Source organism: Thiomonas sp. TH-17 (assembly GCF_057473305.1).
This window is the reverse complement of sequence record NZ_JBYCKI010000097.1, coordinates 1-26,243: the sequence shown is the minus strand read 5'-3', so window position 1 is coordinate 26,243 and position 26,243 is coordinate 1. Positions and strand designations below refer to the sequence as shown.

Annotated in this window: 27 protein-coding genes and 2 pseudogenes; 14 read left to right on the top strand and 15 right to left on the bottom strand. The window is 65.0% G+C overall.

What is annotated here, in order from left to right; genetic code table 11:
• Window positions 1–38 precede the first annotated feature (38 nt).
• Window positions 39–638 (top strand): Crp/Fnr family transcriptional regulator, encoded by a 600-nt coding sequence (locus tag AC2VLV_RS06200; RefSeq protein ID WP_156053588.1) that lies wholly within the window; start codon window positions 39–41, stop codon window positions 636–638.
• A gap of 1 nt (window position 639) precedes the next feature.
• On the opposite strand, the gene AC2VLV_RS06195 is transcribed toward AC2VLV_RS06200, so the two are convergent.
• Window positions 640–804 carry a hypothetical protein gene (locus tag AC2VLV_RS06195; protein ID WP_013107202.1) on the bottom strand — a complete coding sequence of 55 codons (165 nt, stop codon included), beginning with the start codon at window positions 802–804 and terminating at the stop codon, window positions 640–642.
• A 27-nt stretch (window positions 805–831) separates the two neighbouring features.
• Entirely contained in the window at window positions 832–1,506 is a 675-nt protein-coding gene (locus tag AC2VLV_RS06190) for a class I SAM-dependent methyltransferase (protein ID WP_486989139.1), read from the bottom strand.
• A 192-nt stretch (window positions 1,507–1,698) separates the two neighbouring features.
• On the opposite strand from AC2VLV_RS06190, the gene lipB reads away from it, so the two are divergent.
• The 3 genes from lipB to AC2VLV_RS06175 all read left to right on the top strand — a co-directional run bounded on the left by lipB (window position 1,699) and on the right by AC2VLV_RS06175 (window position 3,906).
• A complete protein-coding gene (gene lipB / locus AC2VLV_RS06185) occupies window positions 1,699–2,370 on the top strand; it encodes a lipoyl(octanoyl) transferase LipB (protein WP_486989138.1) in 672 nt (223 codons plus the stop codon).
• A gap of 27 nt (window positions 2,371–2,397) precedes the next feature.
• Entirely contained in the window at window positions 2,398–3,363 is a 966-nt protein-coding gene (lipA, locus tag AC2VLV_RS06180; RefSeq protein WP_486989137.1) for a lipoyl synthase, read from the top strand.
• A gap of 87 nt (window positions 3,364–3,450) precedes the next feature.
• Window positions 3,451–3,906 carry a DUF3429 domain-containing protein gene (locus tag AC2VLV_RS06175; RefSeq protein ID WP_276705875.1) on the top strand — a complete coding sequence of 152 codons (456 nt, stop codon included), beginning with the start codon at window positions 3,451–3,453 and terminating at the stop codon, window positions 3,904–3,906.
• A 6-nt stretch (window positions 3,907–3,912) separates the two neighbouring features.
• Here AC2VLV_RS06175 and AC2VLV_RS06170 read toward each other — a convergent pair whose 3' ends face one another.
• The 4 genes from AC2VLV_RS06170 to aceB all read right to left on the bottom strand — a co-directional run bounded on the left by AC2VLV_RS06170 (window position 3,913) and on the right by aceB (window position 8,437).
• Window positions 3,913–4,476, bottom strand: coding sequence for a transcriptional repressor (locus AC2VLV_RS06170; protein WP_486989136.1), 564 nt, complete (start codon window positions 4,474–4,476; stop codon window positions 3,913–3,915).
• 38 nt (window positions 4,477–4,514) lie between these two features.
• Window positions 4,515–5,207, bottom strand: a complete 693-nt coding sequence (locus tag AC2VLV_RS06165) for a cupin domain-containing protein (protein ID WP_486989135.1) — start codon at window positions 5,205–5,207, stop codon at window positions 4,515–4,517.
• 208 nt (window positions 5,208–5,415) lie between these two features.
• Window positions 5,416–6,618 (bottom strand): GGDEF domain-containing protein, encoded by a 1,203-nt coding sequence (locus AC2VLV_RS06160; protein WP_486989134.1) that lies wholly within the window; start codon window positions 6,616–6,618, stop codon window positions 5,416–5,418.
• Window positions 6,619–6,850: 232 nt separating this feature from the next.
• On the bottom strand, window positions 6,851–8,437 hold the full coding sequence (gene aceB / locus AC2VLV_RS06155; RefSeq protein ID WP_486989133.1) for a malate synthase A: 1,587 nt from the start codon (window positions 8,435–8,437) through the stop codon (window positions 6,851–6,853).
• Window positions 8,438–8,625: 188 nt separating this feature from the next.
• On the opposite strand from aceB, the gene AC2VLV_RS06150 reads away from it, so the two are divergent.
• Window positions 8,626–9,531 carry a LysR family transcriptional regulator gene (locus AC2VLV_RS06150; RefSeq protein ID WP_486989132.1) on the top strand — a complete coding sequence of 302 codons (906 nt, stop codon included), beginning with the start codon at window positions 8,626–8,628 and terminating at the stop codon, window positions 9,529–9,531.
• 9 nt (window positions 9,532–9,540) lie between these two features.
• Here AC2VLV_RS06150 and AC2VLV_RS06145 read toward each other — a convergent pair whose 3' ends face one another.
• The 3 genes from AC2VLV_RS06145 to AC2VLV_RS06135 all read right to left on the bottom strand — a co-directional run bounded on the left by AC2VLV_RS06145 (window position 9,541) and on the right by AC2VLV_RS06135 (window position 11,214).
• A complete protein-coding gene (locus AC2VLV_RS06145; RefSeq protein ID WP_486989131.1) occupies window positions 9,541–10,056 on the bottom strand; it encodes a peroxiredoxin family protein in 516 nt (171 codons plus the stop codon).
• Between the two features lie 121 nt (window positions 10,057–10,177).
• The gene (locus AC2VLV_RS06140; RefSeq protein WP_486989130.1) at window positions 10,178–10,840 is read right to left on the bottom strand and encodes a phospholipase D family nuclease; all 663 of its coding nucleotides are present in this window, start codon (window positions 10,838–10,840) and stop codon (window positions 10,178–10,180) included.
• A gap of 74 nt (window positions 10,841–10,914) precedes the next feature.
• On the bottom strand, window positions 10,915–11,214 hold the full coding sequence (locus tag AC2VLV_RS06135) for an SWIB/MDM2 domain-containing protein (RefSeq protein WP_156053577.1): 300 nt from the start codon (window positions 11,212–11,214) through the stop codon (window positions 10,915–10,917).
• Between the two features lie 503 nt (window positions 11,215–11,717).
• Between AC2VLV_RS06135 and AC2VLV_RS06130 the strand changes: the two genes are divergently transcribed.
• Window positions 11,718–12,191 carry a c-type cytochrome gene (locus AC2VLV_RS06130; protein WP_486989129.1) on the top strand — a complete coding sequence of 158 codons (474 nt, stop codon included), beginning with the start codon at window positions 11,718–11,720 and terminating at the stop codon, window positions 12,189–12,191.
• 47 nt (window positions 12,192–12,238) lie between these two features.
• Here AC2VLV_RS06130 and AC2VLV_RS06125 read toward each other — a convergent pair.
• From AC2VLV_RS06125 to AC2VLV_RS06115, 3 genes and pseudogenes are all read right to left on the bottom strand, one after another.
• A pseudogene (locus tag AC2VLV_RS06125) lies at window positions 12,239–13,181 on the bottom strand (PhzF family phenazine biosynthesis protein).
• Window positions 13,156–14,367: an aminotransferase-like domain-containing protein gene (locus AC2VLV_RS06120; protein ID WP_486989128.1), complete on the bottom strand. Its 1,212-nt coding sequence runs from the start codon at window positions 14,365–14,367 to the stop codon at window positions 13,156–13,158. Before AC2VLV_RS06120 ends, AC2VLV_RS06125 begins: the two are co-directional and overlap by 26 nt.
• 3 nt (window positions 14,368–14,370) lie before the next feature.
• Window positions 14,371–15,345 carry a DMT family transporter gene (locus AC2VLV_RS06115; RefSeq protein WP_486989127.1) on the bottom strand — a complete coding sequence of 325 codons (975 nt, stop codon included), beginning with the start codon at window positions 15,343–15,345 and terminating at the stop codon, window positions 14,371–14,373.
• Between the two features lie 67 nt (window positions 15,346–15,412).
• Between AC2VLV_RS06115 and AC2VLV_RS06110 the strand changes: the two genes are divergently transcribed.
• Window positions 15,413–16,882 carry an aminotransferase-like domain-containing protein gene (locus tag AC2VLV_RS06110; protein ID WP_486989126.1) on the top strand — a complete coding sequence of 490 codons (1,470 nt, stop codon included), beginning with the start codon at window positions 15,413–15,415 and terminating at the stop codon, window positions 16,880–16,882.
• Here the strand turns inward: AC2VLV_RS06110 and AC2VLV_RS06105 are convergent.
• Window positions 16,861–18,003, bottom strand: a complete 1,143-nt coding sequence (locus AC2VLV_RS06105; protein ID WP_486989125.1) for a 3-deoxy-7-phosphoheptulonate synthase — start codon at window positions 18,001–18,003, stop codon at window positions 16,861–16,863. The genes AC2VLV_RS06110 and AC2VLV_RS06105 overlap by 22 nt on opposite strands.
• Before the next feature lie 234 nt (window positions 18,004–18,237).
• Between AC2VLV_RS06105 and AC2VLV_RS06100 the strand changes: the two genes are divergently transcribed.
• The 7 genes from AC2VLV_RS06100 (at window position 18,238) to AC2VLV_RS06070 (ending at window position 24,199) form a co-directional block, all read left to right on the top strand.
• Entirely contained in the window at window positions 18,238–19,371 is a 1,134-nt protein-coding gene (locus AC2VLV_RS06100) for a helix-turn-helix transcriptional regulator (protein WP_486989124.1), read from the top strand.
• A gap of 113 nt (window positions 19,372–19,484) precedes the next feature.
• The gene (locus AC2VLV_RS06095) at window positions 19,485–20,723 is read left to right on the top strand and encodes a hypothetical protein (protein ID WP_486989123.1); all 1,239 of its coding nucleotides are present in this window, start codon (window positions 19,485–19,487) and stop codon (window positions 20,721–20,723) included.
• Between the two features lie 83 nt (window positions 20,724–20,806).
• Window positions 20,807–21,145 carry a hypothetical protein gene (locus tag AC2VLV_RS06090; RefSeq protein ID WP_486989122.1) on the top strand — a complete coding sequence of 113 codons (339 nt, stop codon included), beginning with the start codon at window positions 20,807–20,809 and terminating at the stop codon, window positions 21,143–21,145.
• Between the two features lie 58 nt (window positions 21,146–21,203).
• Complete coding sequence (locus AC2VLV_RS06085; protein ID WP_486989121.1) at window positions 21,204–21,515, top strand: hypothetical protein; 312 nt, start codon at window positions 21,204–21,206, stop codon at window positions 21,513–21,515.
• Between the two features lie 47 nt (window positions 21,516–21,562).
• A complete protein-coding gene (locus tag AC2VLV_RS06080; RefSeq protein ID WP_486989120.1) occupies window positions 21,563–22,549 on the top strand; it encodes a hypothetical protein in 987 nt (328 codons plus the stop codon).
• Between the two features lie 10 nt (window positions 22,550–22,559).
• Window positions 22,560–23,297: a hypothetical protein gene (locus tag AC2VLV_RS06075; RefSeq protein ID WP_486989119.1), complete on the top strand. Its 738-nt coding sequence runs from the start codon at window positions 22,560–22,562 to the stop codon at window positions 23,295–23,297.
• 11 nt (window positions 23,298–23,308) lie between these two features.
• Window positions 23,309–24,199 (top strand): hypothetical protein, encoded by an 891-nt coding sequence (locus AC2VLV_RS06070; protein WP_486989118.1) that lies wholly within the window; start codon window positions 23,309–23,311, stop codon window positions 24,197–24,199.
• A gap of 14 nt (window positions 24,200–24,213) precedes the next feature.
• Here the strand turns inward: AC2VLV_RS06070 and aspS are convergent, their stop codons facing one another.
• Together aspS and AC2VLV_RS06060 are read right to left on the bottom strand one after the other, a co-directional pair.
• On the bottom strand, window positions 24,214–26,013 hold the full coding sequence (gene aspS, locus AC2VLV_RS06065; RefSeq protein WP_486989117.1) for an aspartate--tRNA ligase: 1,800 nt from the start codon (window positions 26,011–26,013) through the stop codon (window positions 24,214–24,216).
• An 81-nt stretch (window positions 26,014–26,094) separates the two neighbouring features.
• A pseudogene (locus AC2VLV_RS06060) lies at window positions 26,095–26,243 on the bottom strand (DUF502 domain-containing protein); the annotation flags it as partial.

Sequence of the window (26,243 nt, the reverse complement as noted above, 5' to 3'; positions counted from 1 at the left end):
ATCGGGCCTACCATGCATTCGTAACCCCATCCATCGCCATGCCCGATCGCCGTCCTTCACAACAGTCCGTCCACGCTACCTGGGCGCCGCGCATTGCGCAGTTGCTGCTGCGCCAGCCCGGCCACCGGCTGACCGCAGAAGACGCCGTGCTCATCGCCAACCAGATGCAGGTGCGCTGGATGCAGGCGGGCACGCGCTTCATCCAGCAGGATGACGACACGCACGACGGCACCATTCTCATGCTGCTGTATGGCGAGGTGAGTGTGGAAAAAGCGCCGCAGCACCAGGGCGACAGTCTGGTGGTTTCCATCGCCAAGGCCGGGCAGATGTTCGGGGAAATGGGCGTCTTGCTCGATGCGCCGCGCAGCGCGAGTTGCGTGGCCTATTCCGATGTGGCTCTGGCCGAACTCAGCCGCGAGGCCCTGGAGCGGCTGCTGGTCGAGCATCCCGCAACGGCGGCGCGTCTCGCTCTGGGCATTGCCAGCCGTCTGGCCGAGCATCTGCGCGACACCTCGAACAAGCTCACGTCGATGTCGCGCCTGGTCAGCGCCATGCACCCGGCCATTCGCGCGCAGATGCTGGGGCCGAAGTCGGGGTTTTCGGCTAGCCAGTTGGCCGATCCGACGGCGCCGGATTGAATCAAAGCCGCCCCACGGCTTCCGCTGCCAGCCAGCTCACCACGCTGGCGAGCAGAAACACTAGAAATCCGATGTTGTTTTCCATCCCCAGGCGCTCGGTGAAAAACCGGCGCAGGCCATAAACGGCAAAGGGATAGATGATGACGGAGACGAAAAATCCAGCCACGGCAAGCGTCCTGAAATCGCGGGGAACTTATTGTGTCGCGTCCGGCGGGCTGAAGGTGTGTGCGGCTGTAAAAGCGCGTTGATAAACGAAAACCGAGGCCGGCGGCGCGTTGCGCCAGGCCAGCCCGGCGCGCTGCACCTGCAGCCCCAGTTCTTCGCGCAAGGCGCGTGAAACCGGGCTGGCATGGCCATAGGTGAACTGCACAAAGCAACCGCCGGGCCGCAGCACGGAAAACGCCTCGTTCAGAATGGAGCGCTGCGTGGCGCGGGGCATGGAAAGCAGGCCCAGCCCGCTGATCACCGCGTCCGCCGGGCCGCCCAGCAGGTAGCCCGAAGCCTGTGCCGCGGTTCGCAGCGCGCAGGCATCGGCCTGGATCAGTTGCAGCTCAGGAAATCGCTGCCGCAGCAGACCGTGCAGCGAGGCGTCGCGCTCGACCACCAGCAGATTGGCGCAGTGCAAACCGTGATCGATGAGCGCGCGGGTGAAGGCGCCCGTGCCCGCGCCGAGTTCAATCACCCGCTGCTGGGCCGGATCGCTTTCGGGCAGCAGCGAAAGCGGTTTGAGCATTTTCTGGCTGAGCTGCCGCCCCGAAGGCAGCACAGCGGCCACGCCCATGGGGTCGCGGGCCCAGGCGCGCAGGAAAGTGCGAATTTGCTGCCCTGCGCGCACACGGCTGACAGGGCTGGGGGGAGTGGTGCTCATGCGGATACAGGACAATTCCTGAGGTTTGACCCAAATCGTGCAATCGATGGCAACGGCGCAGGGCGCCAACGTACAGGGCGCCGAGCAAATAGCCAAGACGAACGAACGATTTGACGCCGGTTCAGGGCCGGTCTTGGGCTGTCTCCCTGCTGTTTTTATAGTGTGGATGCCACAACTGAGCGCAACCTTAGCATGAACTCCAACCTCTCAGACCCCACCGCCGTGCACGTTTTGAATTGGCAATGGCTGGGTCGACAGGACTATCTGCCGACCTGGGAAGCCATGCGTGCGCTGACCGATACGCGCGACGCGGCGACGCCCGACCAGCTCTGGGGCGTGGAGCACCCGCCCGTGTTCACTCAGGGCCAGGCGGGCCGCCCGGAGCATCTGCTCGATGCGCACGATGTGCCGGTCGTGCAGACTGACCGCGGCGGGCAGATCACCTATCACGGCCCCGGACAGGCGGTGATCTATCTGCTGCTCGACATTCGCCGCCGCCACTGGATGGTGCGCGAAACCGTGCAGCGCATCGAGGAGGCGGTGATCCGCACCCTGGCGCGTTGGGGCATCCAAGGGGTGCGCCACCCCGGTGCGCCGGGCATCTACCTCGCGTCTAGCGAGAAGATCTCGGCGCTCGGGCTCAAAGTGCGCAACGGCTGCACTTATCACGGCGTCGCCATCAATGTGGCGATGGATCTGAAGCCGTTCGGCTGGATCAACCCCTGCGGTTTTCCCGGACTGCGCACCCTCGACATGGCCAGTCTGGGCGTGCACACCGGCGTGGAACAGGTGGCGCATGCCTTCGCCGAGGAATTCGGCCTGCTCTGGCAGACGCAGGACGGCGGGCCTACCATGAACGCTTGAGCGTTTTTCGCATCTTGCCTTTCACCCATGACCTCGCCCACCCCACCGCTTGCCGACCCCACGATCAAACAAAAAGGCCAGGCCAAGACCGCCCGCATTCCCATCAAGATCGTGCCCGCGGGCGACGCGCCGCTGCGCAAGCCCGACTGGATTCGCGTCAAGGCCGCGGCGCCCTCGTCGCAGTTCTACGCCATCAAAGGGCTGTTGCGCGAGCACAAGCTGGTGACTGTTTGCGAAGAGGCCAGTTGCCCCAACATCGGCGAATGTTTCGGCAAGGGCACCGCCACCTTCATGATCATGGGTGACAAATGCACCCGCCGTTGCCCCTTCTGCGACGTCGGCCACGGCCGCCCCGACCCGCTTGACTCTGAAGAGCCTGGCAATCTGGCGCGGGCTATTGCGGCCATGCGGCTGCGCTATGTGGTCATCACCAGCGTGGACCGTGATGACCTGCGCGACGGCGGCGCGCAACACTTCGTCGACTGCATCCACACTACGCGTGCGCTATCGCCCACCACGCAGATCGAAGTGCTCGTTCCCGATTTCCGCGGCCGTCTCGACAAGGCGCTCGATCTGTTCGCCGCCGGCCTGCCCGACGTGATGAATCACAACTTGGAGACCGTGCCGCGCCTCTACAAACAGGCCCGTCCCGGCGCCGATTACGCCCACTCGCTCAAGCTGCTGGCGGATTTCAAGACGCGGTATCCCGGCATTCCCACCAAGAGCGGGCTGATGGTGGGCCTGGGCGAAACCGATGAGGAGATCCTCGACGTGATGCGCGACATGCGCGCGCACGGCATCGACATGCTCACCATCGGCCAGTATCTCGCGCCCACCGGGCACCACCTGCCCGTGGCGCGCTATGTGCACCCCGACACCTTCGCGATGTTCGAGCGCGAAGCGAAGGCGATGGGCTTCACCCACGCGGCCGTGGGGGCGCTGGTTCGCTCCTCGTACCACGCCGATCAGCAGGCGCATGCGGCTGGCATCTAAGCGGACTTTTTGCGCCAGCGCACCACGAAGCGGGTCTGCGGCGGCGACAATCCGGGTTCAAAACCCATTCGTTCTGGAGATTGCCTGATGAAATTTCCCGCCTATGCGCTGGGCCTGGCTGGGCTCATTCCGTTCATCGCTCTGGGCCTTGCCGCGTGGATTGCGCCCGAGACCTCGCTGACCGCCGTGGTGGTGATTCAGGCGCAATACGCTGCGGCCATTCTGGCGTTTCTCGGCGCGCTGTATTGGGGCGCGGCGCTGGTGCTTCCCGAAGGTCAGGCGCAACGCCCCTGGCTGCTGCTGGGCTGGGGCGTGGTGCTGCCGCTGTGGGCCTGGCGCATGACCTGGGCGTCGAACTGGGTATACGGCATGACCGGTCTGTTCATCGGCTTGGCCATTGCTTATGCGGCCGATGTGATGTTGCGCAAGCAGCTTCCGTGGCCGTCGTGGTTTTTGCAACTGCGCCTTTGGCTCACGCTGGGCGCGCTGCTCGGCCTCGGTTTGACGCTGGCGCGGCTTTACACCCTCAAGCCTGCGGGCTGAAGTCGGTCAGTCGGCTGTGGCCGATGCCGCGCAGGCCGCGCACAGCCCTTGCACTTCCAGCCGGGCATGGCGGGCGACAAAACCGGTGGCCGCCACGGCCTTGGCAATGACGGCGTCCACCGCGTCGCTGTGCAGTTCTTCCACCCGGCCGCAGCGGGCGCACAGCAGCAAGTGCGCGGCGTGTGGCGTTTCGGGGTGGTTGCAGCCGACAAAGGCGTTCAGGCTGTCGACGCGGTGAATCAGCCCCTGCTCCAGCAGGAAATCGAGGGCGCGATACACCGTGGGCGGCTTGGCCGCGTGATCCTCGGTGGACAACTGCGCGAGCAAGTCATAGGCCTTGACCGCTTCGGTGCGCGATTGCACCAACTCCAGCACCCGACGCCGCAGGGGGGTGAGGCGCACGCCCCGGGCGGTGCACAGGGCTTCGGCATGCGACAAGGCTTCCTGAGCGCCCCCAGGGCTGGGCTGCACCCAGCCCGCCCCCCGTGGGGGGCAAGGAAACTTGGGGCGGCCCTGCGTTTCCTTGAGAGAGGCTTCCTGATGGTGATGGTGATGGCGATGAGCGGTCATGCCTGCAAGTATGCAACAAGCCGCGCGACCGGGCGGTGTCAGCCCTGTTCTGGCAGGTGGCCCACTTTCACGAAAATGGTGCAGCCAGACCGGCTGAACGGGGCATGCTGGCTCAGGTGCGGGCTGCGCATCCAGGTGCCTGCCGGATACTGGCCGTGCTCGTCTTCGAACACGCCTTCGATCACATAGATTTCTTCTCCGCCCCAGTGCCGGTGCGGGGTGAACACGGTGCCGGGCGCCCACTGCACCAGCGCGGCATGCTCGCCCGCAAAGTCGGACAGAGGCTTGACGCTCAGCCCGTGCACCAGACCGGGCAGCCAGGGCGCTTGATGCGTGTCGATCACCACACGCTCACCATCGTCGGGTTGCATGTGGCGCAACTTGACCAGCAGGGTGCAGCCCTGTTCGGTGAACGGCGCGTGGCGCGAACCGGGAGGGTTTTTCAGATAAGTGCCCGCCGGGTAGACGCCGTGTTCATCGGCGAATGTGCCTTGCAGCACCAGAATTTCTTCGCCCAGCGGGTGCAGGTGTGCGGCAAAACGCGCGCCCGGCGCGTAGCGCACCAGCGAGGTGGCGCGCGCGGCTTCACCGCCGTCACGCTCGATCAATTTGCGCTGCACGCCGACCGCCGGCGAATCCACCCAGGGCAGGGCGGTAGTGTCCACCACTTCAGCGCGGGAAAAGTCGGCGCGCAGTAACGTGGGGGCAGCGGGGTCGAGCACAGCACTCATGGCGGAACCTGTTTGGTGGGCAGGATCAGCAGCTCCTGCGGATTGACCTGCGGCGGATGGGCGAAGGCGTAAAGCAGCGCTTGGGCAATGTCTTGGTCGAAGTCAAATGCTAGACCCGCGTGCTGGCGCTTTGCGGGGCGGCGCCAAATCCACTCGCTCGCTGTGAGGGCATGTCCGCTGGGCCGTGCACAAATGGCGTGAACAGGCTCTAAGCCGTCGCGAGGCTGGTGACTTCGTCCACGAAGGGTTCGGCCAGATGCACGCGGTTGCGCCCGGCCGACTTGGCTGCGTACAGCGCGCGGTCGGCGCGAATCAGCAGATCATCGAAAGCGCTGTCTTCTGCCGCGGCCTGTGCCACGCCGATGCTGACGGTAATCGACAGCTCTTCCGGCTGCAGAACCCACGCCGCCGTGTGCTGGCGCAGCCGCTCGGCGGCGGCCTGCGCCGAAGGCAGTTCGGTTTGCGGCAGAAACACCAGAAACTCCTCGCCGCCCATGCGCGCCACATGATCGCTCGGCCGCGTGCCTTCACGCAGCCGCGCGGCCAGGCCGGTCAGCACCCGGTCGCCCACGGCGTGGCCGTATTCGTCGTTGATGCGCTTGAAATAATCGATGTCGATCATCAGCACGCAGAACGGCAGGTCTTTGTGGCGGTAGGACGCCCACTCTCGCTCCAGCAACTGTTGCGCGGCCCGCCGGTTGAGCAGCCCGGTGAGCGGGTCTTTCAGCGCCAGATCGCGCAGTCGGCGTACCAACCGCGCCATCAGCATGCCGCCGTACACCAGGCTGAGAAACGAGGCGACGAGCAGCAGCGAAAGAATGATCAACTCGTTGAGCAGACCATCCTCGCGGTAGTCCAGCGCCTGGGCGTTGCCGGTGAACACGGCAAGCGCGCGCCACAGCAGCGTGGCCGCAATGAACAGGGTGGGGCCATGCAGCAACAGCGTGACGGGGCGACCGAATTCCTGCGCCATGCTGGCGTGCACGCCCCAGACGCCGCGGGCCGCGATCCAGGCGATGAGCAGGCAGACGATGGCAATGCGCCACTCTTCCAGCGCCACGGACGTGCCCGTCAGCCCGATGCCCAGAATCGCCAGACCGATGATCAGCGCGTGCTCCGGCCATCGGCCCGGCCGGTCGAAAAACAGTTCGCTGGCCCGTCGTGCCGCCGTGGCCGAGATGACGATCAGCACATCCGCCAGCTGATAGCCCAGCACTTGCGGCACATTGCCGCGCAAAGCCAGCAGCAGAATGGACAGCGCGCCCAGTCCGCAGAACGCGGCCCAGTAGTAGGCGCTCTGGCGCGCCAGCCCCGCGAGCCGGGCCACCGCCAGCCAGGCCGTGGAGAACACGACCTGCTGCACAGCCACTGCCAGCAGCAGCCACTGGACGACGGTGAGGGTGTGGGACATGAAGGGCGGTAAGCGAAGGCGCTGAGGCGGGTCAACCCTTCTTCAGCATCGAACGTGAGATCGCATTTTGCATCGCACTGGTGTCAGAGATCGCCCGGTTTTCCTAGTGATGTATTTTTTCAACGCCATTTTTCGCAGGATCGTCTGCGCCGTAGGGGCCAAAATGTAAAACAGCCGCCAGGGTGGGCGGCTGTGGAAGCGGCTATTGGCCATTGCTGGCCCGGTAGAGCGTTCAGCTCAGTTCCTCATACAGCGGCAGGGTGAGGAAGTCGGTGAAATGGGCGCCGGTGGCCATCTGCTCGAAGATCTGCGCGGCCTTGTCGAACTGGCCCGTCGCGCCGCCGGCTTTCACCTTGGCGAGTTCTTCCGGAATGATCGAGCGCACCAGATCGGCTGTGACTTTGCGGCCGTCGCTCAGCACGCCCTTGGGGCTTTGAATCCATTGCCACACCTGACTGCGCGAGATTTCGGCGGTGGCCGCGTCTTCCATCAGATTGTGGATGGGCACGGCGCCGCTGCCCGCCAGCCACGCGCCGAGGTAGTGAATGCCGACGTTGATGTTGTTGCGCAGCCCGGCTTCGGTGATGGGGGCTTCGGGGCGGAAGTCGAGCAGGTCGGCGGCGCCTACTTTCACGTCGTCGCGGGTCTTGCCGATCTGGTTGGGCGCATCGCCGAGCACGGCGACGAACTCCTCCATCGCCACCGACACCAGCCCCGGATGCGCCACCCAGCCACCGTCGTAGCCGTCGGTGGCGTCGCGGCGCTTGTCCATGCGGATGCCCTCCATTGCCTTGGCGTTTTTCTCCGCGTCGTTCTTGATGGGGATGAGCGCACTCATGCCGCCAATGGCCGGCGCGCCGCGCTTGTGGCAGGTCTTGAGCAGCAGCAGGGCGTAGGCGCGCATGAACGGCACCGTCATGGTGATCTGCGAACGGTCGGCCAGGCAGAAGTCGTGATCCACTTTGAACTTCTTGATGGCGCTGAAAATGTAATCCCAGCGGCCCGCGTTCAGCCCGGCGCTGTGCTCGCGCAGCTCAAACAGAATCTCGTCCATCTCGAACGCGGCGAGAATGGTTTCGACCAGCACGGTGGCCTTGATGGAGCCCTGCGGCAGGCCCAGGGTGTTTTGCGCCAGCACGAACACCTCGTTCCACAGCCGCGCTTCCAGATGGCTTTCCATCTTGGGCAGGTAAAAGTAGGGGCCAGCGCCGCGGGCCAGCAGCTCGCGGGCGTTGTGGAACAAAAACAGGCCGAAATCGAACAGCCCGCCGCTCACCCGCTGGCCGTCCACCAGCAGGTGTTTTTCGTCCAGATGCCAGCCGCGCGGGCGAACCTGCAGGGTGGCGATGGTGTCGCCCAGCGCGTAGGTCTTGCCGTTCTGCTCCAGGTGGATGGTGCGGCGAATGGCATCGAACAGATTGATCTGGCCCTCGATCTGGTTGGCCCAGTTCGGCGTGTTGGCGTCCTCGAAGTCGGCCATATAGCTGTCGGCGCCCGAGTTGAAGGCGTTGATGATCATCTTGCGATCCACCGGGCCAGTGATCTCCACGCGGCGACGCTGCAGCGCCGGGGGCAGCGGGGCGATTGTCCAGTCGCCCTCGCGCACCGCCCGGGTCTCGGCGAGGAAATCAGGTTTTTCGCCGGCGTCGAGGCGGGCGGTGCGGGCCGCACGGGCCGCCAGCAGGGCCTGACGGCGCGGCTCGAAAGCGCGGTGCAACTGGGCGACGAAGGCCAGCGCGTCGGGGGTGAGGATGCGGTCGAAGCCCGGCTGCAGCGGGGCGTTCAAGGTGACGCCCTGAGGGGCGGAAGCGGTTGTCATTTGGCGATCTCCGTGAGTTTGATTGGCGGTTTGCGGCTGCCGCGTCGCAACGGATTGCGCAGCGCGTCGGCAGTCGCCCATCTTTTTGGGATGCTCAGAGTTTATGCTGCACCGCGGCATAAATCTATCCGGCCTGTGTCGCACATGCGCTAGATTGATGACTTTTACCGACCCAATTTCCGGCGAACATGGACAAACTCAAACAGTTGGAGACCTTTGTCGCGGTGGCGACCAAAGGAAGTCTGACCGCTGCGGCGCATGCCGAAGGCGTGGCGCCGGCCATCATTGGTCGCCGCATCGACGCGCTGGAAGCCCGTCTGGGCGTGAAATTGCTGCTGCGCACCACCCGGCGCATCAGCCTGACCGACGAGGGCAGCGCTTTTCTCGAGGATTGCCAGCGCCTGCTGGCCGAGCTGCAGAACGCCGAGGCCAGCGTGAGCGCCGGCGGGGTGAAAGCCAGCGGCCATCTGCGTATCACCGCGCCGGCGGGTTTTGGCCGCCGCCACATCGCCCCGCTGATTCCCGGGTTTCTCGACCAGCATCCCGAGGTGAGTCTGTCGCTCGACCTGACCGATCGCCTGGTCGATCTGGTCAACGAGGGCTACGACTGCGCCGTGCGCGTGGGCGATCTGGCCGACTCTTCGCTGGTCAGTCTGCGGCTGGCCGACAACCGGCGCGTGTGCGTGGCCGCGCCAAGCTATCTGCAGCGCAACGGCGCCCCGGCCACGCCGTCCGATCTCGCCCGTCACCAATGTCTGGCGTATTCATCCGTGAGCAGCCAGCCGCGCGGCTGGATGTTCCAGGCCGAGGGCGAGATCATGCATGTGCGCGTGGCGGGTCGCATGGACTGCACCGATGGCGCCGTGCTGCACCAGTGGTGTCTCGAAGGCCGGGGTATCGCCTGGCGTTCGCTGTGGGAAGTCGGGATGAGTCTGCAGGATGGCAAGCTGGTCGCCATCCTCGAAGATTTCGCCGCGCCGCCCAACGGCATCTTCGCGGTGTTCACCCAGCGCAAGCATCAGCCCTTGCGGTTGCGCCTGTGGCTGGACTATCTAAAGCACCACTTCACCCAGCCGCAGCGGGCGCCGGTGTGAAACGCAGGCTCAGGCCCGCCGCGCCAGCAAGTTGTTGATGAGCTGGTGCAGCTCGGCGAAGTTGGGCGTGCCGACGTACTGCTTGACGATGTGGCCCGATTTGTCGATCAGAAAGCTCGTCGGCGTCAGGCGCACATCCTTGAAGGCCTTGGCGGTCTGCCCGCTGGCATCGAAGGCCACGGTGAACGGTAGCTGGCGCTGCTGCACAAAGTTGCGCACAAACTCAGGGTTGTCGTAGCTCATGGCCACGGCCACGAGGTCGAAGCCTTTGGGGTTGAGCTGGTCGTAGGTCTTCACCATCTCGGGCATTTCCCCCACGCAAGTGGTGCAGCTCGTTGCCCAGAAATTCACCAGCACCACCTTGCCGCGATAAGCCGACAGATCGACCGTTTTGCCGTCGAGCAGGCTGAAACTCGCGTTGGGCGCCTCGGGTTTCTGATCCAGCGCCGACCAGCCGAGATAGCCGCCCACAGCCAGAACGGCCAGCACGATGACGGCGATAAGCGATTTGGACAGGGATTTCATGAAGGCGCCTACAAAAGAAATTCAAAACAAATACAGCGTGGGGATTTTAGGCCGCTCCAGCCCGGCGGCATGCAACCCCGCGCGCATCACGGCAATTCCGGGCATTCGGAAAAATCTGGGTTCAGTACGGCAGCTCGACCGGCCGGCTCAGCGCCCAGTTGCGTTGCCAGTCGGCCAGGTAATGCGCAGCCAGCTCGGGCGCATTCCACACCACCAGGACGTTCTCGGCATTGCGATGCGCGGCGGAGTAGGTGTAGTTGAAGCTGCCGGTCTGCACCGTGCGCCGGTCGATCACCATGTATTTGTCGTGAAAGATGGGATAGACGTCGATCGAGCGCACGTCAATGCCCGCGTTGCGCAGAATGCCCAGCGCGTGTCGCGCGTAGCGGGCGTCCTCTTTGAAATTTCCCTTCCAGTCCACCAGCACCTGCACCTGCACACCGCGCTTTTTCGCCTGGACCAGCGCCCGAGCCACGTCAGACGAGGTGAACAGATAAGCGGCCATCTGGATGCTGCTATGCGCCTGATCAATGGCCTGCAGCACCAGCGCCAGCGCGCCGCCCGAGGGCGAGAAGGCGCTGGAGATGTGTGCCCCCACGCTCGCTTGCGCGCGCTGCCCCCCGAGGGGGTCTCCCCCGCCTTGAGGCGGCTCAGCGGCGGGGGAGACGGCCTGCGTCGGCAGGGCGAGGGATTGAGGCGCGCGGGCCTGCGCCGGCAGCGCGCAGGCGACGCCGACAAGCAGGACGAAGGCCAGCAAGCGGGTGCGAAGAATTTTGAATGACATGATGAATGCACATGAAAAAGCCCGGCTGGGCCGGGCCTGGACAGCGGGCGTTTTCGGCCCGTGGTGTCGCCAACTTATTTCAGGTGCGCGCTGACCAGTTTGGTCATCTCGAACATGCTGACCTGATCCTTGCCGAAAATCGGCTTGAGCTTGGCATCTGCGTTGATCATGCGCTTGTTCGCTGCGTCTTGCAGATTGTGCTTCTTGATGTATTCCCACAATTTTTTCACCACTTCGGTGCGCGGCAGCGGCGTGGTGCCCACGACGGCAGCCAGATGGGCCGAGGGGGTGAGCGGTTTCATGAACGCCGCGCTGGGCTGACGGGTTGTTTTAGCGGCGGTCGCCTTTTTTGCCGCGGGTTTTGCAGTGGCCATATTGAGTGCACTCCGAGAAGTTGAGCTTGTTATCCACTGGCGTGTCAGCGGCCCGTTAGGGTCACTGCGCGCCGTGCAGATTCACCGTTGTCATGGATTGCGTGCCGGACGGTCCGGCACGCTGAAAGATTGAGCCGATCCAAGCCTTCCGGATCTGCATGACTGCGCCCCGATCGGCGCCATCGTGCCGGAGGATCGTGCTCAACCAGCCGCATATTAAGCCGAGCGCGCGGGCGTCCGACGCGGCATGGGCGGTTTTTTGCGTTTTGTGCGTTGTTTTGTTGTCTTGCTGGCGTCTGATATGCCCACCCCGAAACCCTTCGCTTCGCTCGGCTCTCCCCTCAAGGAGCAAGAAACTCTTGGGGCTGCCCGGCGAGTTTCTTCAGAGCCCACCGGGGAACCGCGGATGTGCCCTGCAGCGAGAGTCACTTTTGCTTACACTCGCTCCGCCAATTGGCCCCGCTTTCCCGCCCGTTCGTTCCAACCAGCCAGGAGTCAGTCCCATGAACCCAGCCTTGTTGCATCCCAAAAAACTGTTCGCCGCCGTGCTTGCCTGTGGTCTGTTGGCCAGTGTGCCGGCGCAGGCGCAGTTCGCCAAGCCGCAAGACGCGGTGAAGTACCGTCAGTCCGCCTTCACCGTGATGGCGGCGAGCTTTGGCCGCATCGGCGCCATGGTGCAGGGCAAGGCGCCTTTCGACGCCAAGGCCGCGCTACAGAACGCCGAAGTCGTGGCCTTCATGTCGCATCTGCCGTGGCAGGCTTTCGGCCCCGGCACCGATCTGCCCGATTCGCATGCCAAGCCTGAAATCTGGAAAGAGATGGACAAGTTCAAGGCCGATGCCAACAAGCTGCAGGAAATGACGCCCAAGCTGGTGGCCGCCGCGAAGACGGGCAAGCTCGACGAGATCAAGGTGGTGTTCGGCCAAACCGCTAAGACCTGCAAGGCTTGCCACGACGCGTTCCGCGAAGACCTTTGACGGTCTATCGCCCGTGCACAAACCCGCCGTTGGCGGGTTTGTTTTTTTCAGAGGGCCAGCGTGCCTTTGATGAGCGGTTGCACCTCGCCACCGACCCAAACCTGCCCGGCCGGATCGCGCTGAATGTGCACGCGTCCGGTGCGTCCCAGCTTCGCGCCCTGAGCGGCGACATACTGCGCGGGCAGCACGCCCTGGCCGATCAGCCATTGCGCCAGGCTGGCGTTGAGGCTGCCGGTCACGGGGTCCTCGGGCACGTTCAGCGCTGAGACGAAGCCGCGCACTTCGATGGCGGCGTCCCCTCCCGCAGCGTGCGGCCCCGCCATGCCGACGTTCACTCCCAGACGTTTGAGCGCGGCATGGTCGGGCTCCACCGCGAGCACACGTTCAGCGCTGCGCAACCAGAGGCAGAACCAGCGCGGCCCGTTGTCCAGCCAGGCACTGCGCTGGATGTCGTCGCGCTCCAGGCCCAGGGCCTGGGCCACGTTGTCCAGCAAACCGGAGTCGATGGGAAGCTCATGCATCGGCGGCGCGGCAAAGGCGAGTTGCATCGCGCCCGATGTCTCAGGCGCCGCGATGCGAACCTCCACTAGGCCGACGCCGCATTGCTGGATCACCACGCCATCGCGTCTGGGCTTTCCTCCCTGCTGAAGCCAGGCGGCGCAGCTGCCCAAGGTGGGGTGACCGGCGAAGGGCAGCTCGCCGCTGGGTCGCCCCAAGGCGAGTTGAGCCCCCTCGGGGGGGCAGCGCCGCCGCGTCAGCGGCAAGCGTGGGGGCTTTGGGCTCTCCCCCAGGCGTGAAAATGCGCACGCGGTAGTCGGCCTCAGGCGCGGTGGGCTTCAGCAAAAACGTGGTCTCCGACAGCCCGAGCCAGCAGGCGATGGATTGCAGGGTGGTCGCATCCAGATCGTCGGCCTGGTCCACCACGGCCAGGGGATTGCCGCGCAGCGGCGCGGGGGCGAAGACATCAAGCTGTAAGAACGGATGGGTCATGGCGTGGTTCTGGCTGGTGTGTTGCGGAGAAGACTTCACCCAGGCGGGCAATGGCGGTCTCGATCTGCGCGGGCGTGGCGGTGGCGTAAGACAGTCGCAGCGTATTGCGCGGCACGGTGCCCGCGGCGTAGAACGCCGTGCCGGGCACATAGGCCACTTTGCGTTGCAGCGCCAGCGGCAGTAGCGCGGTGGCGTCGGCGCCTTGCGGCAGAGACAGCCAGATGAACATGCCGCCTTGCGGAGCGTCCCAATGCACGTTGCCGGGCATGTGGCGGGACAGGGCGGCGAGCATGGCGTCGCGCTGCGCGCGGTACAGGGCGCGGATGTGCGGCAGTTGCGCATCCAGCAGCCCGCCTTCGAGCACCTTGAGCACCAGGCGCTGCGTCAGACTGGAGGTCTGCAGATCGGCGGCCTGGCGCGCCAGTGCCATCTTGGCAATCACCTCGTGCGGCCCGTGCACATAACCCAGACGCAGCCCGGGAGACAGCACTTTGGAGAAGGTGCCCAGCAAAAGGCTCTGGCCGGGAAGCTGCGCCGCCACTGGCGCGGGCGGCGGGCCGTCGAACCACAGATCGCCGTAGGGGTTGTCTTCCACCAGGGCGATGGGGCGGCCCCGCAAGGCCTGCGCCCATTGTGTGCGCCGCGCAGCCGTCATGGTCTGTCCGGTGGGGTTGCGGAAGCTGGGCTGCAGATAGACCATGCGCGCCTCACGATGCGCCGGGTCGTCCAGCGTCGGCAGTGCGCCCTCGGCGTCTTCGTCGAGATCGGCAAAGCGTGGGCCGTAAGGCGCGAAGGCCTGCAGCGCGCCGAGGTAAGTCGGGCGTTCCACCAGCACGGTACTGCCCGGATCGATGAGCACTCGTCCCACCAGGTCGAGGCCCTGCTGCGAACCGCTGGTGATGAGCACTTCGTCGGCCTGGGCCGCCATGCCCTGTGCGCGCAAGTGCGCGGCCACCCACTCGCGCAAAGGGGCAATGCCTTCGCTCGGGCCATACTGCAGCGCCCCCTGGGCCTGCGTGTCGAGCACGTCCACACAGGCCGCACGCAAGGCCTGCACCGGAAAGCTCTGTGGCGCGGGCAGGCCGCCGGCCAGCGAGATCATGCCGGGCTGCTCGGTGAGCTTGAGCAATTCGCGAATCGGGGAGGCGGTGTAGTGCGCGCTGCGCTGCGACATAGTGAGGGTCATGCGTCAACTCCGGGAGACAGGAACAGGACGAGGAACAGGACGCGACGCATCATGCACGGGCATGCGCCGCGCGACAAAAACGACGGCCAGCACCGCGCCGGCGAACAACAGGGTGGTGGCATCGAGCACTTCATGCAGCAAGGCCGCCGCAGCCAGCATCGACAAGAAAGGTTGTAGCAGTTGCAACTGCGAGATGCGCACGGTGCCACCCAGAGCAAGAGCCCGATACCAGGCCAGAAAACCCAGCCACATCGACACCACGGCCACATAGGCGAAACCGCCCCAGGCCGAGAGTTGCACCGGGGTTGCGGGCCGCAGCCACCACGCCGCAGGCACGGTGATGGGCAGACTGAGCACCAGCGCCCAGCCGATGACCTGCCCGGCAGGGCGAGACCGCGTGAGGTGGCCGCCCAGTGCATAGCCCACCGCAGCCGACAGCATGGCGCCCACCAGCAGGCCATCGGCCCAGCGCAGATTCAAGGCGAAGTGTCCGGTGCCGTGCAGCAGGGTGTAGGCCATCACCAGGGTTGCACCTAGAAAGGCGCAGAGCCAAAACCCGCCGGAAGGCCGCTGGCCCGCCAGCAGCGCGCCGAGCGCTGCGGTAAACAAAGGCAGCAGCGCCAGAATGAGCGAGGCATGCACTGCATTGACGTCGCGCAGGGCGATGGAAGTGAGTAGCGGAAAACCGAACACCACGCCGCCGGCCATCGCGGCCAGCAGAGCCCAGTCGCGGCGGTCGGGTAAGGGCGCGCGCTGCCAAACCAGCCAGACGGCTGCGAGCACGCCCGCAACGGCAGCGCGGCCCAGCGCCACGAACTCGGGCGAGAGTTGCGGCGCCTGCGTCGAGCCGACGGCCAGACGCGTCATCGGCAGCGAGAGCGCAAACAGCCCCACGCCTAGCAGGCCCAGGGCCAGCGCCTCGCCCTGAGCGGAGATCGGTGGCTGTGTTCGAGCGGCGGGAGTGGAGGGTGTGGACATGGAACGCAGCTTAGGGTTCAATGCAATACACAACCAATACACCTTATGGGTACAAAACAGCGTCTGTATGGATGAGATCGCCAATACAGTGAACTTGGGCCTTGATGCGGCCACGCTGCAGCGCCATGCGGCGACCACCTTGGCGGAGCAGCTCGGGGCCCAGTTTTCCGCCCGCATCCGCAACCGTTTGCTGCCCCCGGGTAGCCGCCTGCCGTCGGTGCGCGAATGCGCCCGGCGGTACGGGCTGAGCACGCAAACCGTGGTGGCGGCGTATGACCGGCTGCAGGCCCTCGGGCTGGTGGAAGCGCGCGCGCAGCGTGGGTATTTCGTGCGGGCGCTCGGTGACACGCCCGCGCTGGCGCGGCGTGGCGCTGCGCAGGCCGATGTCGCGGCGCCCATGTTGGCGCCCACGCACGCCACCGCCCTGGTGCGCGGCATGTTTCATCAGATGGGGGCGGGCGCTGCGGTGGCACTGCGGGGCGCGCCCGGCTCCGGCGTGTTGCCCGCGCCGTGGCTGGAGAGTGCGGCGCTGGGTTCGGCCTTGCGGCGCATTGCCCGCGCGAACGAACTCGAGCAGGCCTCGCTGCACTACGGGCATCCGCTGGGCGATCTGGTTTTGCGCGAAGCCTTGTCGCGGCAGTTGGCCGGGCTGTCCCTGCAAGCGCCGCCGCAGCAGATTCTGACCACCAATGGCGCGTCACAGGCTCTCGATCTCGTGTTGCGCGCTCTCACGCGTCCGGGCGACGCGGTGCTGGTCGAGAGCCCCGGCTGGGCGATGCAGTTTGCACAGATGGCGCACCACGGGCTCAAGCTGCTGCCGGTGCCGCGCGGTGCGGACGGGCCGGATCTCGACACGCTGGAGCAACTCGCCCGCGCCCATGCGCCGCGGTTGTTCATCTGCGTGAGCGTGTTGCACAACCCGACCGGGCAGAGCCTCAGCGCGGCCAGCGCGCACCGTGTGCTGCAGCTCGCGCAGCGCCACGGCTTTCAAGTGGTCGAGGACGATGTCTATGCCGCGCTGGCCGAGCCCAGCAGCCCACGCATGAGCGTGCTCGATCAACTGGAGCACACCATTTACCTCAGCGGATTCTCAAAAATTCTGGCGCCCGGCTGGCGTGTGGGCTTTGTCGCTGCGGCGCCCGGCATCATCGACCGCCTCATCGATCAGAAGTTGCTGGCCGTGCTCACCACGCCCACGCTCACCGAACGGGCGCTCGCCCATGTGCTGGAGCAGGGGCAGTTGCGGCGCACGACGCAGCAGGTGCGCGACCGGCTGGACGCGGCGCGTGCACGCGCGGTGCGGCTGGCCGAGAAAGCGGGCTGTCGCTTCGTCACTCCGCCACGCGGCCTGCTGGGTTGGGTGGACACCGGCGTGGACACGGCCACGCTGGCGCAGCGTCTGCTCGACGCCGGCTATCTGCTCGCGCCAGGCCACCTGTTCGACCCGCAGCAGCAGCCTTCCACCCGCATGCGCATCAACTTCACACAGACGCAGGACGAAGCCTTCTGGCGCGCTTACACCGCTGCGCAGGGCTGAGGCGCCACGCCTGATCGGCGCGAGCGCACCGCATCGGCCAGCCCGCGCAGCAAGGGAACCGTATCGTCCCAGCCCAGGCAGGCGTCGGTGATGGATATGCCCGGCGCCAGCGGCCGACCCGGCTTGAGATCCTGCCGGCCTTCGCAGAGGTGGCTCTCGACCATCACGCCTAGGATGCGCCGTTCGCCCGAGGCGATGCGCTCGGCGATGCTGGCGGCCACCTCCATCTGCTTGCGCGGCTGCTTGGCCGAATTGGCATGCGAGCAGTCGATCATCACCTGTTCACGTTGCCCGGCTTTGGCCAGCGCGGCGCAGGCGGCGTCCACCGAGGCGGCGTCGAAGTTCGGCGCCTTGCCGCCGCGCAGGATGACGTGGCAATCCGCATTGCCGCGGGTCTCGAAAATCGCGGCAACGCCCATCTTGGTCATGCCCATGAAGGCATGGCCGCTGGCCGCCGACACCATGGCATCGGCCGCCACCTGCAGCCCGCCGTCGGTACCGTTCTTGAAACCCACGGGACAGGAAAGCCCCGAGGCAAGCTGACGGTGGCTCTGGCTTTCCGTGGTGCGCGCGCCGATGGCGCCCCAGGCGATCAGGTCGCTGAAATACTGCGGCGACAGCAGGTCGAGAAACTCGGTGCCCGCCGGTAAACCCAGCGAATTGATCTCCAGCAGCAACTGCCGCGCGCGCTGCAACCCCTCGTTGATGCGGAAGCTGCCATCGAGCCGCGGGTCGTTGATATAGCCCTTCCAGCCGACGGTGGTGCGCGGCTTCTCGAAATACACCCGCATCACCACCACTAGCGCGTCGCTCAGATCGGCCGCCGTGGCTTGCAGGCGGCGCGCGTAGTCGATGGCCTGATCGTGATCGTGTATGGAGCATGGCCCGACCACAACTACCAGCCGGTCATCGCGCCCGTGCAGCACACCGGCCACCGCGGCGCGGCCTTGCTCGACCACGGCCTCGATCTGGGGCGTGACCGGCAGTTCTTCCAGCAGCACCGCCGGCGAGATCAAAGCCCGCACCGCCTTGATGCGGGTGTCGTCGATGCGGGTGGTGTCGAGCGTGCCGTCAATGGCGCCAGCCTCGTGGTCATGGGTGGGGTCGTCGATGTAGGGCATGAAATCTTCCAAGAGCTTGGGTTCAGCGCCAGATGTTAGAGGCCGACGGTTTCGGATGACGTGCTTTGCGTGAAGGTCTGCCCCTGCACGCATTCCGCCCGCATGAAACAGAACGAAACAATGCGGGACAAAGAATGCCAATCTGTTTCATCATGTGCACGTCGGTACATAGTCGGTCTCTACGTACGCACGCTGCGTCTGGCTGTTCGTCGGTTCCCGCAGGGAGTTTCAACCATGATCCCTCCGCCCCATGTTCTGCAAGACCTTATCGAGGCCATTTACTGCGCGGCACTGTCTCCCGTGGCCTGGAGTCACGTTGCGTCGTTGCTGCGTGAGCAGTTCGGCAGCGTGATGGAATCGTTCTATGTGCTCGATCCCACACTGGGCACGGTGACCAGTCTGTATATGCAGGGTGTCGAAGAACGATGGCTCGAATCGTTGCCCGAGATGTTTTTTCGTGACGACAACCCGTTTACCGCGCATGCGCTTGCGCTCAACAAGCCCGGTACGGTGCGCACCAGCGAAAACCTGCCGACGCTGTTGGGCGAGGATGCGCTGCCCTTTGCGCAAAGCGCCTACTTCAACGAGTGGATGAGGCCACAGGGCTTTCGCCATACCTTGGGAACGACGGTTTCGGCCAGCGGCATGCGCTCTGCTAACGTCAGCTTGTTCCGGGCAGGCGATCAGCGCGCCTTCAATGACGGTGATGCGGCGGCACTGGCCCTGCTGGCGCGCCATTTTGGTTTTGCCCTTCGCATGCATGAGCGGCTGGCCGAAGCCGACGTGAGGGCTGCCGCGGCGGTCGATGCCTTGGAGCTGCTGCATTCGCCATTGGCTGTCGTCGATGCACAGCGGCGTTTGATCTACGCGAGCCCCGGTCTGGAAATGATGCTTCGCACCGGTGAGACTTTGTCCCTGAGTGCCAGCCGAATCAGCGCCCGTATGCCGCAAGATGATGACAAGCTCGCCCGCATCGTGCACGAAGCCATCCACGCGCAAAGCGCCGCCGTCGCCCATTGCACTCTGGGCCCAGAGGGAGGATCGGCATTGCATGTGCAGGCATTCCCGTTGGTTCGCCCGAGCTATGCGGGAATGCCTGGAACTCGCCATGTTGTCCTGCTGATTACGCGGACAGAACCCGCCAATCTGCAACATCTTGAGGAACTCGCACGACGCTTCGGCCTCACCCGTGCCCAGGCGCGACTGGCGGTGGCGCTGTGTGGCGGACTGACGCTGCGAGAGGCGGCAGACCGCTGCGGCATAGGCTACGGCACGGCGCGCGGCTACCTGAAGATGATCTTCCTGAAGACCGGCACCCGTCGTCAGACAGATCTGGTGACCTTGCTGCTCGTCGACGCCCGTCGTTAGCGAGATCCCCCGGAATCGTGGGGCAAGATTGCTCCCAATTGGGAGGTGTGACAACCTCTGTGGCTGCCTACAGTCCGTTCAAACACAACGATGTGTCGACAAAGAGGACGACCATGCCACCCCCACTTCACCCCTTTCATCCTCCGCGGATCGGGCGTCAGCGCGCCATGGCCCGCTGGGGGCGCCGCCCCGTCTTTGTCCTGCTGATGGGGCTTGCAGCGCTCGGAGCTGGCAGCTCGGCCTGGGCTTCCGATCCCTGTGCGGGCGCCCCGCACTGCCGCGTCGTTGGCCCGCTGATGAGTCAGGTCGTGCAGGTCAACGTCACCGATTCTGGCGGCGTGACGGCTTTCCACGGTGTGCGCACCACGATACGTTTCACCAATCTGGGCCAGACGCCGATGGCTCTCGGCTATCAGGACCGCTCCAGCCGCGTCAGTGATGACCGCGGCCTGCTCTACAAATGGTCGAGCAAGGCCGAAGGCATCGGCCGCGTGACGCGCGACAACGCGGACCCGCAGTTTCAACTGGCCCCTGGCGAGTCGCGCGAAGCGAATTTCACCAATGTTCTTGAGTACAGCGTGCGACACAGCGTGCCAGGCCAGGTCTTCGAGCAGGATTTCACGCTGGTGCGGTTGACGGTGCTGTCCAACGGCAAGGTGCGGTCAGCTGGCACCTACGCCCTCGGATTTCCGGGACTGACCGCGACCTCCGGGCTCGGCGCCGCCTCCGCGGGAGCGCCACGGGTCGCTGCCGCGCCAGCGCTCGGCGGCGGTGCCGGGGCCTGTGGCAGCCTGCCGAACTGCCAGGCGCAGGGCCCTCTTCGGGTGCAGGTCGTCGGCGTCAACGTCACCGACTCGGGAGGCGTCACGGCCCACCATACGGTACGCACCACGTTACGCATTCAGAACATCGGTACGGAGCCTTTGATCCTCGCTTATCCGTATGAATCGGCTCAACTCACCGACGATCAGGGACTGAGCTATCGATGGGGCAAGGTGGGGGGGACGGAGGCCAGATATGTGCACGGCATTGGTTTGCTGCGCGACGGCTCAGTGGATACCAGCTTCCAGCTCGCTCCGGGCGAAGCCCGCGAAGCGAGCTACGAGAGCGTCCTCCAATACAGCACTCGCCATACCCACCCTGGAACGGTGTTCAGCTTCGACATCACCCTTGCCCAACTCGCCCTGCTGGGCAACCGGCAGGTGCAGACTCAGCGCCAATACACGATGAATTTTTCCAATCTCAGCGCCACCAGCGGCTTGGCGGGGCTGGGCAGTGGCGGCGCAGGGGCGGCGAATGCTGCGCAGGCCGTTGGGCAGATCGTCAACTTGCTCAAGGGTCTGGGCAGATGAGCCGATGAGGCGAATGCTTCTTCCGTGCCAGATTGCGTGGCAAGGCGCGTTCGTACCCTGTTCCCATATTCCGAAGGACGATCATGAGACAACGCTTGCAACTGATCAGGTGGGCCGCCTTGCCAGCGCTTCTTGCTCTTGGCCTGCTGTCTGGCTGCGGCCATAAAACCCTGGAGGGCACCTACTTGCCCAACGGCGAACAGAGCTACACCTACGACAAGCTCACCTTCTCGCCGGACGGCACCGTGGTGGCGTCGTTCAACGGCAAGCCGCTGAGCCCGCGCGGGTACAAGATCGTTGACAAGCAGGTGCAGCTGCAGATCAACCAGTGGCCTCATAACCTGAACATGCGCGACGATGGCTGTCTGGTCGGCACCGGAGAAAGCAATATGCACGGCGTGTATTGCAAGCCGCAGAACTGATGATGCGGACCTGTCCTTGGGTTCATCCGAAGCACCACATCTCATGGAGGGTTTTGCCATGACCACGCATCCCAGAACGACCCGAAGAGCCGCCTTTCTGTTCAGTGGACTGAGTCTCGCCGCCTTGCTGGGCAGTTGCGGAAGCCATCTCTCCGGTACTTACGGCAAAGAGTCTGATGGCGCGCAGTTCACGTTCACTTCCGGTGACAGGGTGGAACTCAACATCTTGGGGCAGTTGATGGACGGTACCTATACGGTGGAAGACGGCAAGTTGATGATCATGACCTCTATGGGCGTCGGCCAGACGTTTAGGCTCGACGGCGACTGCATTGACGCTGGACCGGCTCTGGGCAAGCTGTGCAAGCAATGAGCTGCGGCGCTTTTTTCTTACTCCGTTCGGAGAACGAGAGGTACATGATGATTCGACAAATTCTTCTGATCGTCGCGATGCCGTTACTGCTCGCGGGCTGTGGCAAGTCGGATAGACCCACGGCCACGGCCGGTTCGGGGCAGGCCGCCGCAACTTCTTCGGACATGAACGCCAGCGCCGAGCAGGTCGCCAAGGCCGCGCGAGGCGATCTGCGATGTCCGGCCAAGTTGACGACGGCTGCGCTGGGGAACAACGCACCTGTGGAGGACGTGCTCGGCGTGCGACCGGGGCTGACCTACGAAGAGGCAGCCAATCTGGTGATGTGCAGCCAGGACCTGTTGGTGATCAAGCCCGATAACAGTCGCGGATTTGATATCAAGACCTATGGGCAGTCGGTGCGGCAGGGTTTCACAGCCCGCTTCGCCGAACCGAAGGTCGTCAAGTCGGGCAGGGAAATCGTCAAGGAAATGGAGGCAGAGGCCACGGCACGCGGCATGAACGCAGTGCGCGAAGACCTCAAGCCCGGACAGGTGAAGTGGTATGTCGGCACCATGGGCGTGCCCGGCCAGGAGCGGGTGCTGAGCGTGGCGCGGGAGGAGCGCTTCGCTGCAGACCAGACGCCGACTGTGGACACGGTACGGGCGGCGCTGGTGAAGAAGTACGGCGAACCGACTCAACCGATATCAGTGGGGTCTGGTTATCGGTCGGTCGTCACGACATTGATGTGGGCGTATGACCCGCTGGGTCGGCGCATCCCAGAGACCTCTCCGTTGTATCAACGTTGCGGTGGCACAGCAGATCCGGACAGTGGCATCCACCTATCGCCCGACTGTGGCGTTGCCGTCGCCGCCAACATCATCGCCGTACGCGACAACCATGCTTTGGTCGACCGCCTTCAGGTTGGCGTGGTGGACCAGTCCGGTGGCTACAAGATGATTGCCGCCACCGAGCAGGGGTTGCGACAAGGCGATCAGCAACGGCAGGCGCAAGAGGTGCAGAAAGCTGCGAAGGACGCCAAGGCGCCTTCGCTGTGAGGGAGCAATCATGCGTATCGTCACTGCACTGATGGCGCTCGTCGGCTGCATGTCGCTTGCCGCAACACTCGTGGGTTGCGGCCGCACCGAGACCAAGACCGCCTCAACTGCGCCTGAGTCTGCTTCGGTCGCCAACTCCGCGCTCGCGCCCGTTCCACAGACCGCCCAGGCGGCTGCCCCACTGGCTGGTGGACGCACCCGCACGCTGACCAACCCCGACAAGACCACCATGGTGTACCTGTACGACACACTCGCAGGCATCCCGCCACCGATCGACCAGTGGGTGGGGGATGACGGGCGCGTAAACGCAGCCCGGCCCGCCGACAAGGCCGCGCAGCGACTGGTGGTGCGGGCGGAGATCGCCGCTGGCCTCGCCGCCGTGCGCGACATCGGCCGCATCCGACTCACGCTCGGCAGCGCCGATCTCAGTGACTACGACCCGACCTACAAGGAGTTCACCATCGGCGCTTTGTCGCCCAGTTCGCAAGTGATGTTTCAGGCGCGCAGACAGACCATCAACCTGCAATTCACTAACGGCGAAACCGCGCAACACTGGTCGGTTCCGCCCGATGCCGCGCAGACCATCCGCGACCGGGTGAGCGGCGGCGCCACCCTGGAGGTGCTGGTGCGCATCACCGGCGTACAGCCTGGCGCGGATGGCGGCGTCATGCTTTCCGCCATCGAACACTACGAATTGCGCGCCAGCGACGGCACAACCCTGGCGCGCGTGGATGTTCCCGCATCCTGAGATGCAATTCCATGAAAACCTCGCGCCTTCGCCGCCTGCTGCTGGCGGCGGCATTGGGCCTGCTGACATCGGCGGCCTGGGCTACCGGGGCGAGGCTGGTGTTCGACGCCAAGCCGTCTCCAGTTCAGTCTGCGGCCATTCGCCAAGCCACCGCGAGTGACGTTGACGAAGTGGGTGTGGGCAAGATGGACTACGTACTCGCACTCGCGGACCTCAACGACGACGGTCGCCCCGATCTCCTTGTCTGGTATCAGGGCAGCGACTTCTGCGGCAGTGCCGGATGCTCGGGCGCCATCGTGCTCGCCACGCCAACTGGATATGCCGGAAGGGCCATCGGCTTGCCCTACTTTCAGGGCGATCTCACTGTCCTTCCCGCTCGACACCATGGCATGCATGATCTGAAGTTCGGCGACAGCCCGGTCTGGCAGTGGAATGGCAACGCCTATGCGATCCCGAAGGCGAACCTGCCAGGGGCCAATGCCCCGGCTTGGACGACGCGCCAAGCCCCGGGCCGCCCGCTGATGGCGGTGGCCACACCGATCGATTCATCGGTTGCCAAATTGCTGCTGTTTTGCGAGCAAGGGACGCCGCTGCTGGCCATGCTGACCCAGAAGCCGCTGCCGTCCAGACCCTTGACGCTGACCTTCGTTTTCCGCGGATGGACGGTTAACGTGCCGATGCGGCAGAACGCCAATGACCCCAAACTTTGGATTGCCAGTGTGGGGAGTTCCGATCTGCCCCTTTGGCTGGCGCATCGCGGCCGCACCGCCACGACCCACAAGCTAGCGCAGCTCGCTGAGGTGTCCTATCTGCGTATCGATGGAGTGCTGCAGGGGCAGATCTCACTGACCGCTTCCACCAAGTCGACCCAAGCCGCGCTCCGCCCCTGCTATCGCTATTGAACTGATCCCCAGCTTCACATCCCCGGCTGCGGATTGCGCAGGCGGATGTGCAACTCCTTCAACTGCTTCTCATCGACCGGGCTGGGCGCGTTGGTCAGCAGGCACTGGGCGCGCTGGGTCTTGGGGAAGGCGATGACGTCGCGGATGCTCTGGGCGCCGGTCATCATGGTGACGATGCGGTCCAGGCCGAAGGCGATGCCGCCGTGCGGCGGGGCGCCGTATTGCAGGGCGTCGAGCAGGAAGCCGAACTTGGCGCGGGCCTCGTCGGGGCCGATCTTGAGCGCGGAGAACACCTTGCTCTGCACCTCGGCGCGGTGGATGCGCACTGAGCCGCCGCCGATTTCCCAGCCGTTGAGCACCATGTCGTAGGCCTTGGCGATGCACTTCTCGGGGGCGGTGTCCATCAGCTCCTCATGGCCGTCCTTGGGGGCGGTGAAGGGGTGGTGCACGGCGGCCCAGCGCTGGTTGTCCTCGTCGAACTCGAACATGGGGAAGTCGACGACCCAGAGCGGCTTCCAGACGTTCTCGAACAGGCCGTGGCTCTTGCCGAATTCGCTATGGCCGATCTTGACCCGCAGGGCGCCGATGGCGTCGGCCACGATCTTGGATTTGTCGGCGCCGAAGAACAGCAGGTCGCCGTTCTGCGCGCCGCTGCGCGCGAGGATGGCGGCAATCGCCGCGTCGTGCAGGTTCTTGACGATGGGCGATTGCAATCCATCGCGGCCTTTGCTCGCGTCGTTGACCTTGATCCAGGCCAGCCCCTTGGCGCCGTAGATCTTGACGAACTCGGTGTAGGCGTCGATCTCGCTGCGGCTCATCTCGCCGCCGCCGGGCACGCGCAGCGCGACCACGCGGCCGCCCGGGGTGGTGGCCGGACCGGAGAACACCTTGAAGTCCACGTCGCTCATCACGTCGGTGAGTTCGGTGAACTCCATCTTCACGCGCAGGTCGGGCTTGTCGGAGCCGAAGCGGGCCATGGCCTCGGCATAGGTCATCACCGGGTAGGGGTCGGCCAGCTCGATGTCGAGCACATCCTTGAACACGCCACGGATCATGGTCTCGAACAGATCGCGGATTTCCTGCTCGTTCAGGAAGGAAGTCTCGCAGTCGATCTGAGTGAATTCGGGCTGACGGTCGGCGCGCAGGTCTTCGTCGCGGAAGCACTTGGTGATCTGGTAATAGCGGTCGAACCCCGAGACCATGAGCATCTGCTTGAACAACTGGGGCGACTGCGGCAGGGCGAAGAACTCGCCGTCGTGCACGCGGCTGGGCACCAGGTAATCGCGCGCGCCCTCGGGCGTGCTCTTGGTGAGCATGGGCGTTTCGATGTCGATGAAGCCTTGGGCGTCGAGAAAGCGGCGTACCGCCATCGCCACCTTATAGCGCAGCTTGAGGTTGTGCTGCATCTGCGGACGGCGCAGGTCGAGCACGCGGTGGGTCAGCCGCGTGGTCTCGGACAGGTTGTCGTCGTCGAGCTGGAACGGCGGCGTGACCGAGGCGTTGAGCACGGTGATGTCATGGCACAGCACTTCGATCTTGCCCGAGGTCATGCCCTCGTTTTCGGTGCCGGCCGGTCGCGGCCGCACCAGCCCTTGCACCTGCACGCAGAACTCGTTGCGCAGGCCTTCGGCCGTGGCGAACATGGCGGCGCGGTCGGGGTCGCAGACCACCTGCACCAGACCTTCGCGGTCGCGCAGGTCGATGAAAATCACCCCGCCGTGGTCGCGGCGGCGATGCACCCAGCCGCAAAGGGAAACGGTTTGGCCCAGAAGGGCTTCGGTCACCTGACCGCAATATTGGCTACGCAGACTCATGTTGGAGAAGTACTTTCGGAAAACGGTCCTGCGGCTTCGGCGCGCAGGGGGCAGGAAGGGGAAGGATGGGAACGTCGGCGCTCAGTGCACTTGCGGGTTGTTGGGGCCGCCAGGCACGACCACGCCCATGGAGATGATGTATTTGAGCGCAGTGTCCACGCTCATCTGCAGCTCGATCACTTCGCTGCGCGGAAACATCAGAAAAAAGCCGGAGGTCGGGTTGGGCGTGG

Coding starts and splice junctions, on each gene's coding strand:
- AC2VLV_RS06200 (WP_156053588.1), top strand. CDS start 39: ATGCCCGATCGCCGTCCTTCACAACAGTCCGTCCACGCTACCTGGGCG.
- AC2VLV_RS06190 (WP_486989139.1), bottom strand. CDS start 1,506: ATGAGCACCACTCCCCCCAGCCCTGTCAGCCGTGTGCGCGCAGGGCAG.
- lipB (WP_486989138.1), top strand. CDS start 1,699: ATGAACTCCAACCTCTCAGACCCCACCGCCGTGCACGTTTTGAATTGG.
- lipA (WP_486989137.1), top strand. CDS start 2,398: ATGACCTCGCCCACCCCACCGCTTGCCGACCCCACGATCAAACAAAAA.
- AC2VLV_RS06175 (WP_276705875.1), top strand. CDS start 3,451: ATGAAATTTCCCGCCTATGCGCTGGGCCTGGCTGGGCTCATTCCGTTC.
- AC2VLV_RS06170 (WP_486989136.1), bottom strand. CDS start 4,476: ATGACCGCTCATCGCCATCACCATCACCATCAGGAAGCCTCTCTCAAG.
- AC2VLV_RS06165 (WP_486989135.1), bottom strand. CDS start 5,207: ATGAGTGCTGTGCTCGACCCCGCTGCCCCCACGTTACTGCGCGCCGAC.
- AC2VLV_RS06160 (WP_486989134.1), bottom strand. CDS start 6,618: ATGTCCCACACCCTCACCGTCGTCCAGTGGCTGCTGCTGGCAGTGGCT.
- aceB (WP_486989133.1), bottom strand. CDS start 8,437: ATGACAACCGCTTCCGCCCCTCAGGGCGTCACCTTGAACGCCCCGCTG.
- AC2VLV_RS06150 (WP_486989132.1), top strand. CDS start 8,626: ATGGACAAACTCAAACAGTTGGAGACCTTTGTCGCGGTGGCGACCAAA.
- AC2VLV_RS06145 (WP_486989131.1), bottom strand. CDS start 10,056: ATGAAATCCCTGTCCAAATCGCTTATCGCCGTCATCGTGCTGGCCGTT.
- AC2VLV_RS06140 (WP_486989130.1), bottom strand. CDS start 10,840: ATGTCATTCAAAATTCTTCGCACCCGCTTGCTGGCCTTCGTCCTGCTT.
- AC2VLV_RS06135 (WP_156053577.1), bottom strand. CDS start 11,214: ATGGCCACTGCAAAACCCGCGGCAAAAAAGGCGACCGCCGCTAAAACA.
- AC2VLV_RS06130 (WP_486989129.1), top strand. CDS start 11,718: ATGAACCCAGCCTTGTTGCATCCCAAAAAACTGTTCGCCGCCGTGCTT.
- AC2VLV_RS06120 (WP_486989128.1), bottom strand. CDS start 14,367: ATGACCCTCACTATGTCGCAGCGCAGCGCGCACTACACCGCCTCCCCG.
- AC2VLV_RS06115 (WP_486989127.1), bottom strand. CDS start 15,345: ATGTCCACACCCTCCACTCCCGCCGCTCGAACACAGCCACCGATCTCC.
- AC2VLV_RS06110 (WP_486989126.1), top strand. CDS start 15,413: ATGGATGAGATCGCCAATACAGTGAACTTGGGCCTTGATGCGGCCACG.
- AC2VLV_RS06105 (WP_486989125.1), bottom strand. CDS start 18,003: ATGCCCTACATCGACGACCCCACCCATGACCACGAGGCTGGCGCCATT.
- AC2VLV_RS06100 (WP_486989124.1), top strand. CDS start 18,238: ATGATCCCTCCGCCCCATGTTCTGCAAGACCTTATCGAGGCCATTTAC.
- AC2VLV_RS06095 (WP_486989123.1), top strand. CDS start 19,485: ATGCCACCCCCACTTCACCCCTTTCATCCTCCGCGGATCGGGCGTCAG.
- AC2VLV_RS06090 (WP_486989122.1), top strand. CDS start 20,807: ATGAGACAACGCTTGCAACTGATCAGGTGGGCCGCCTTGCCAGCGCTT.
- AC2VLV_RS06085 (WP_486989121.1), top strand. CDS start 21,204: ATGACCACGCATCCCAGAACGACCCGAAGAGCCGCCTTTCTGTTCAGT.
- AC2VLV_RS06080 (WP_486989120.1), top strand. CDS start 21,563: ATGATTCGACAAATTCTTCTGATCGTCGCGATGCCGTTACTGCTCGCG.
- AC2VLV_RS06075 (WP_486989119.1), top strand. CDS start 22,560: ATGCGTATCGTCACTGCACTGATGGCGCTCGTCGGCTGCATGTCGCTT.
- AC2VLV_RS06070 (WP_486989118.1), top strand. CDS start 23,309: ATGAAAACCTCGCGCCTTCGCCGCCTGCTGCTGGCGGCGGCATTGGGC.
- aspS (WP_486989117.1), bottom strand. CDS start 26,013: ATGAGTCTGCGTAGCCAATATTGCGGTCAGGTGACCGAAGCCCTTCTG.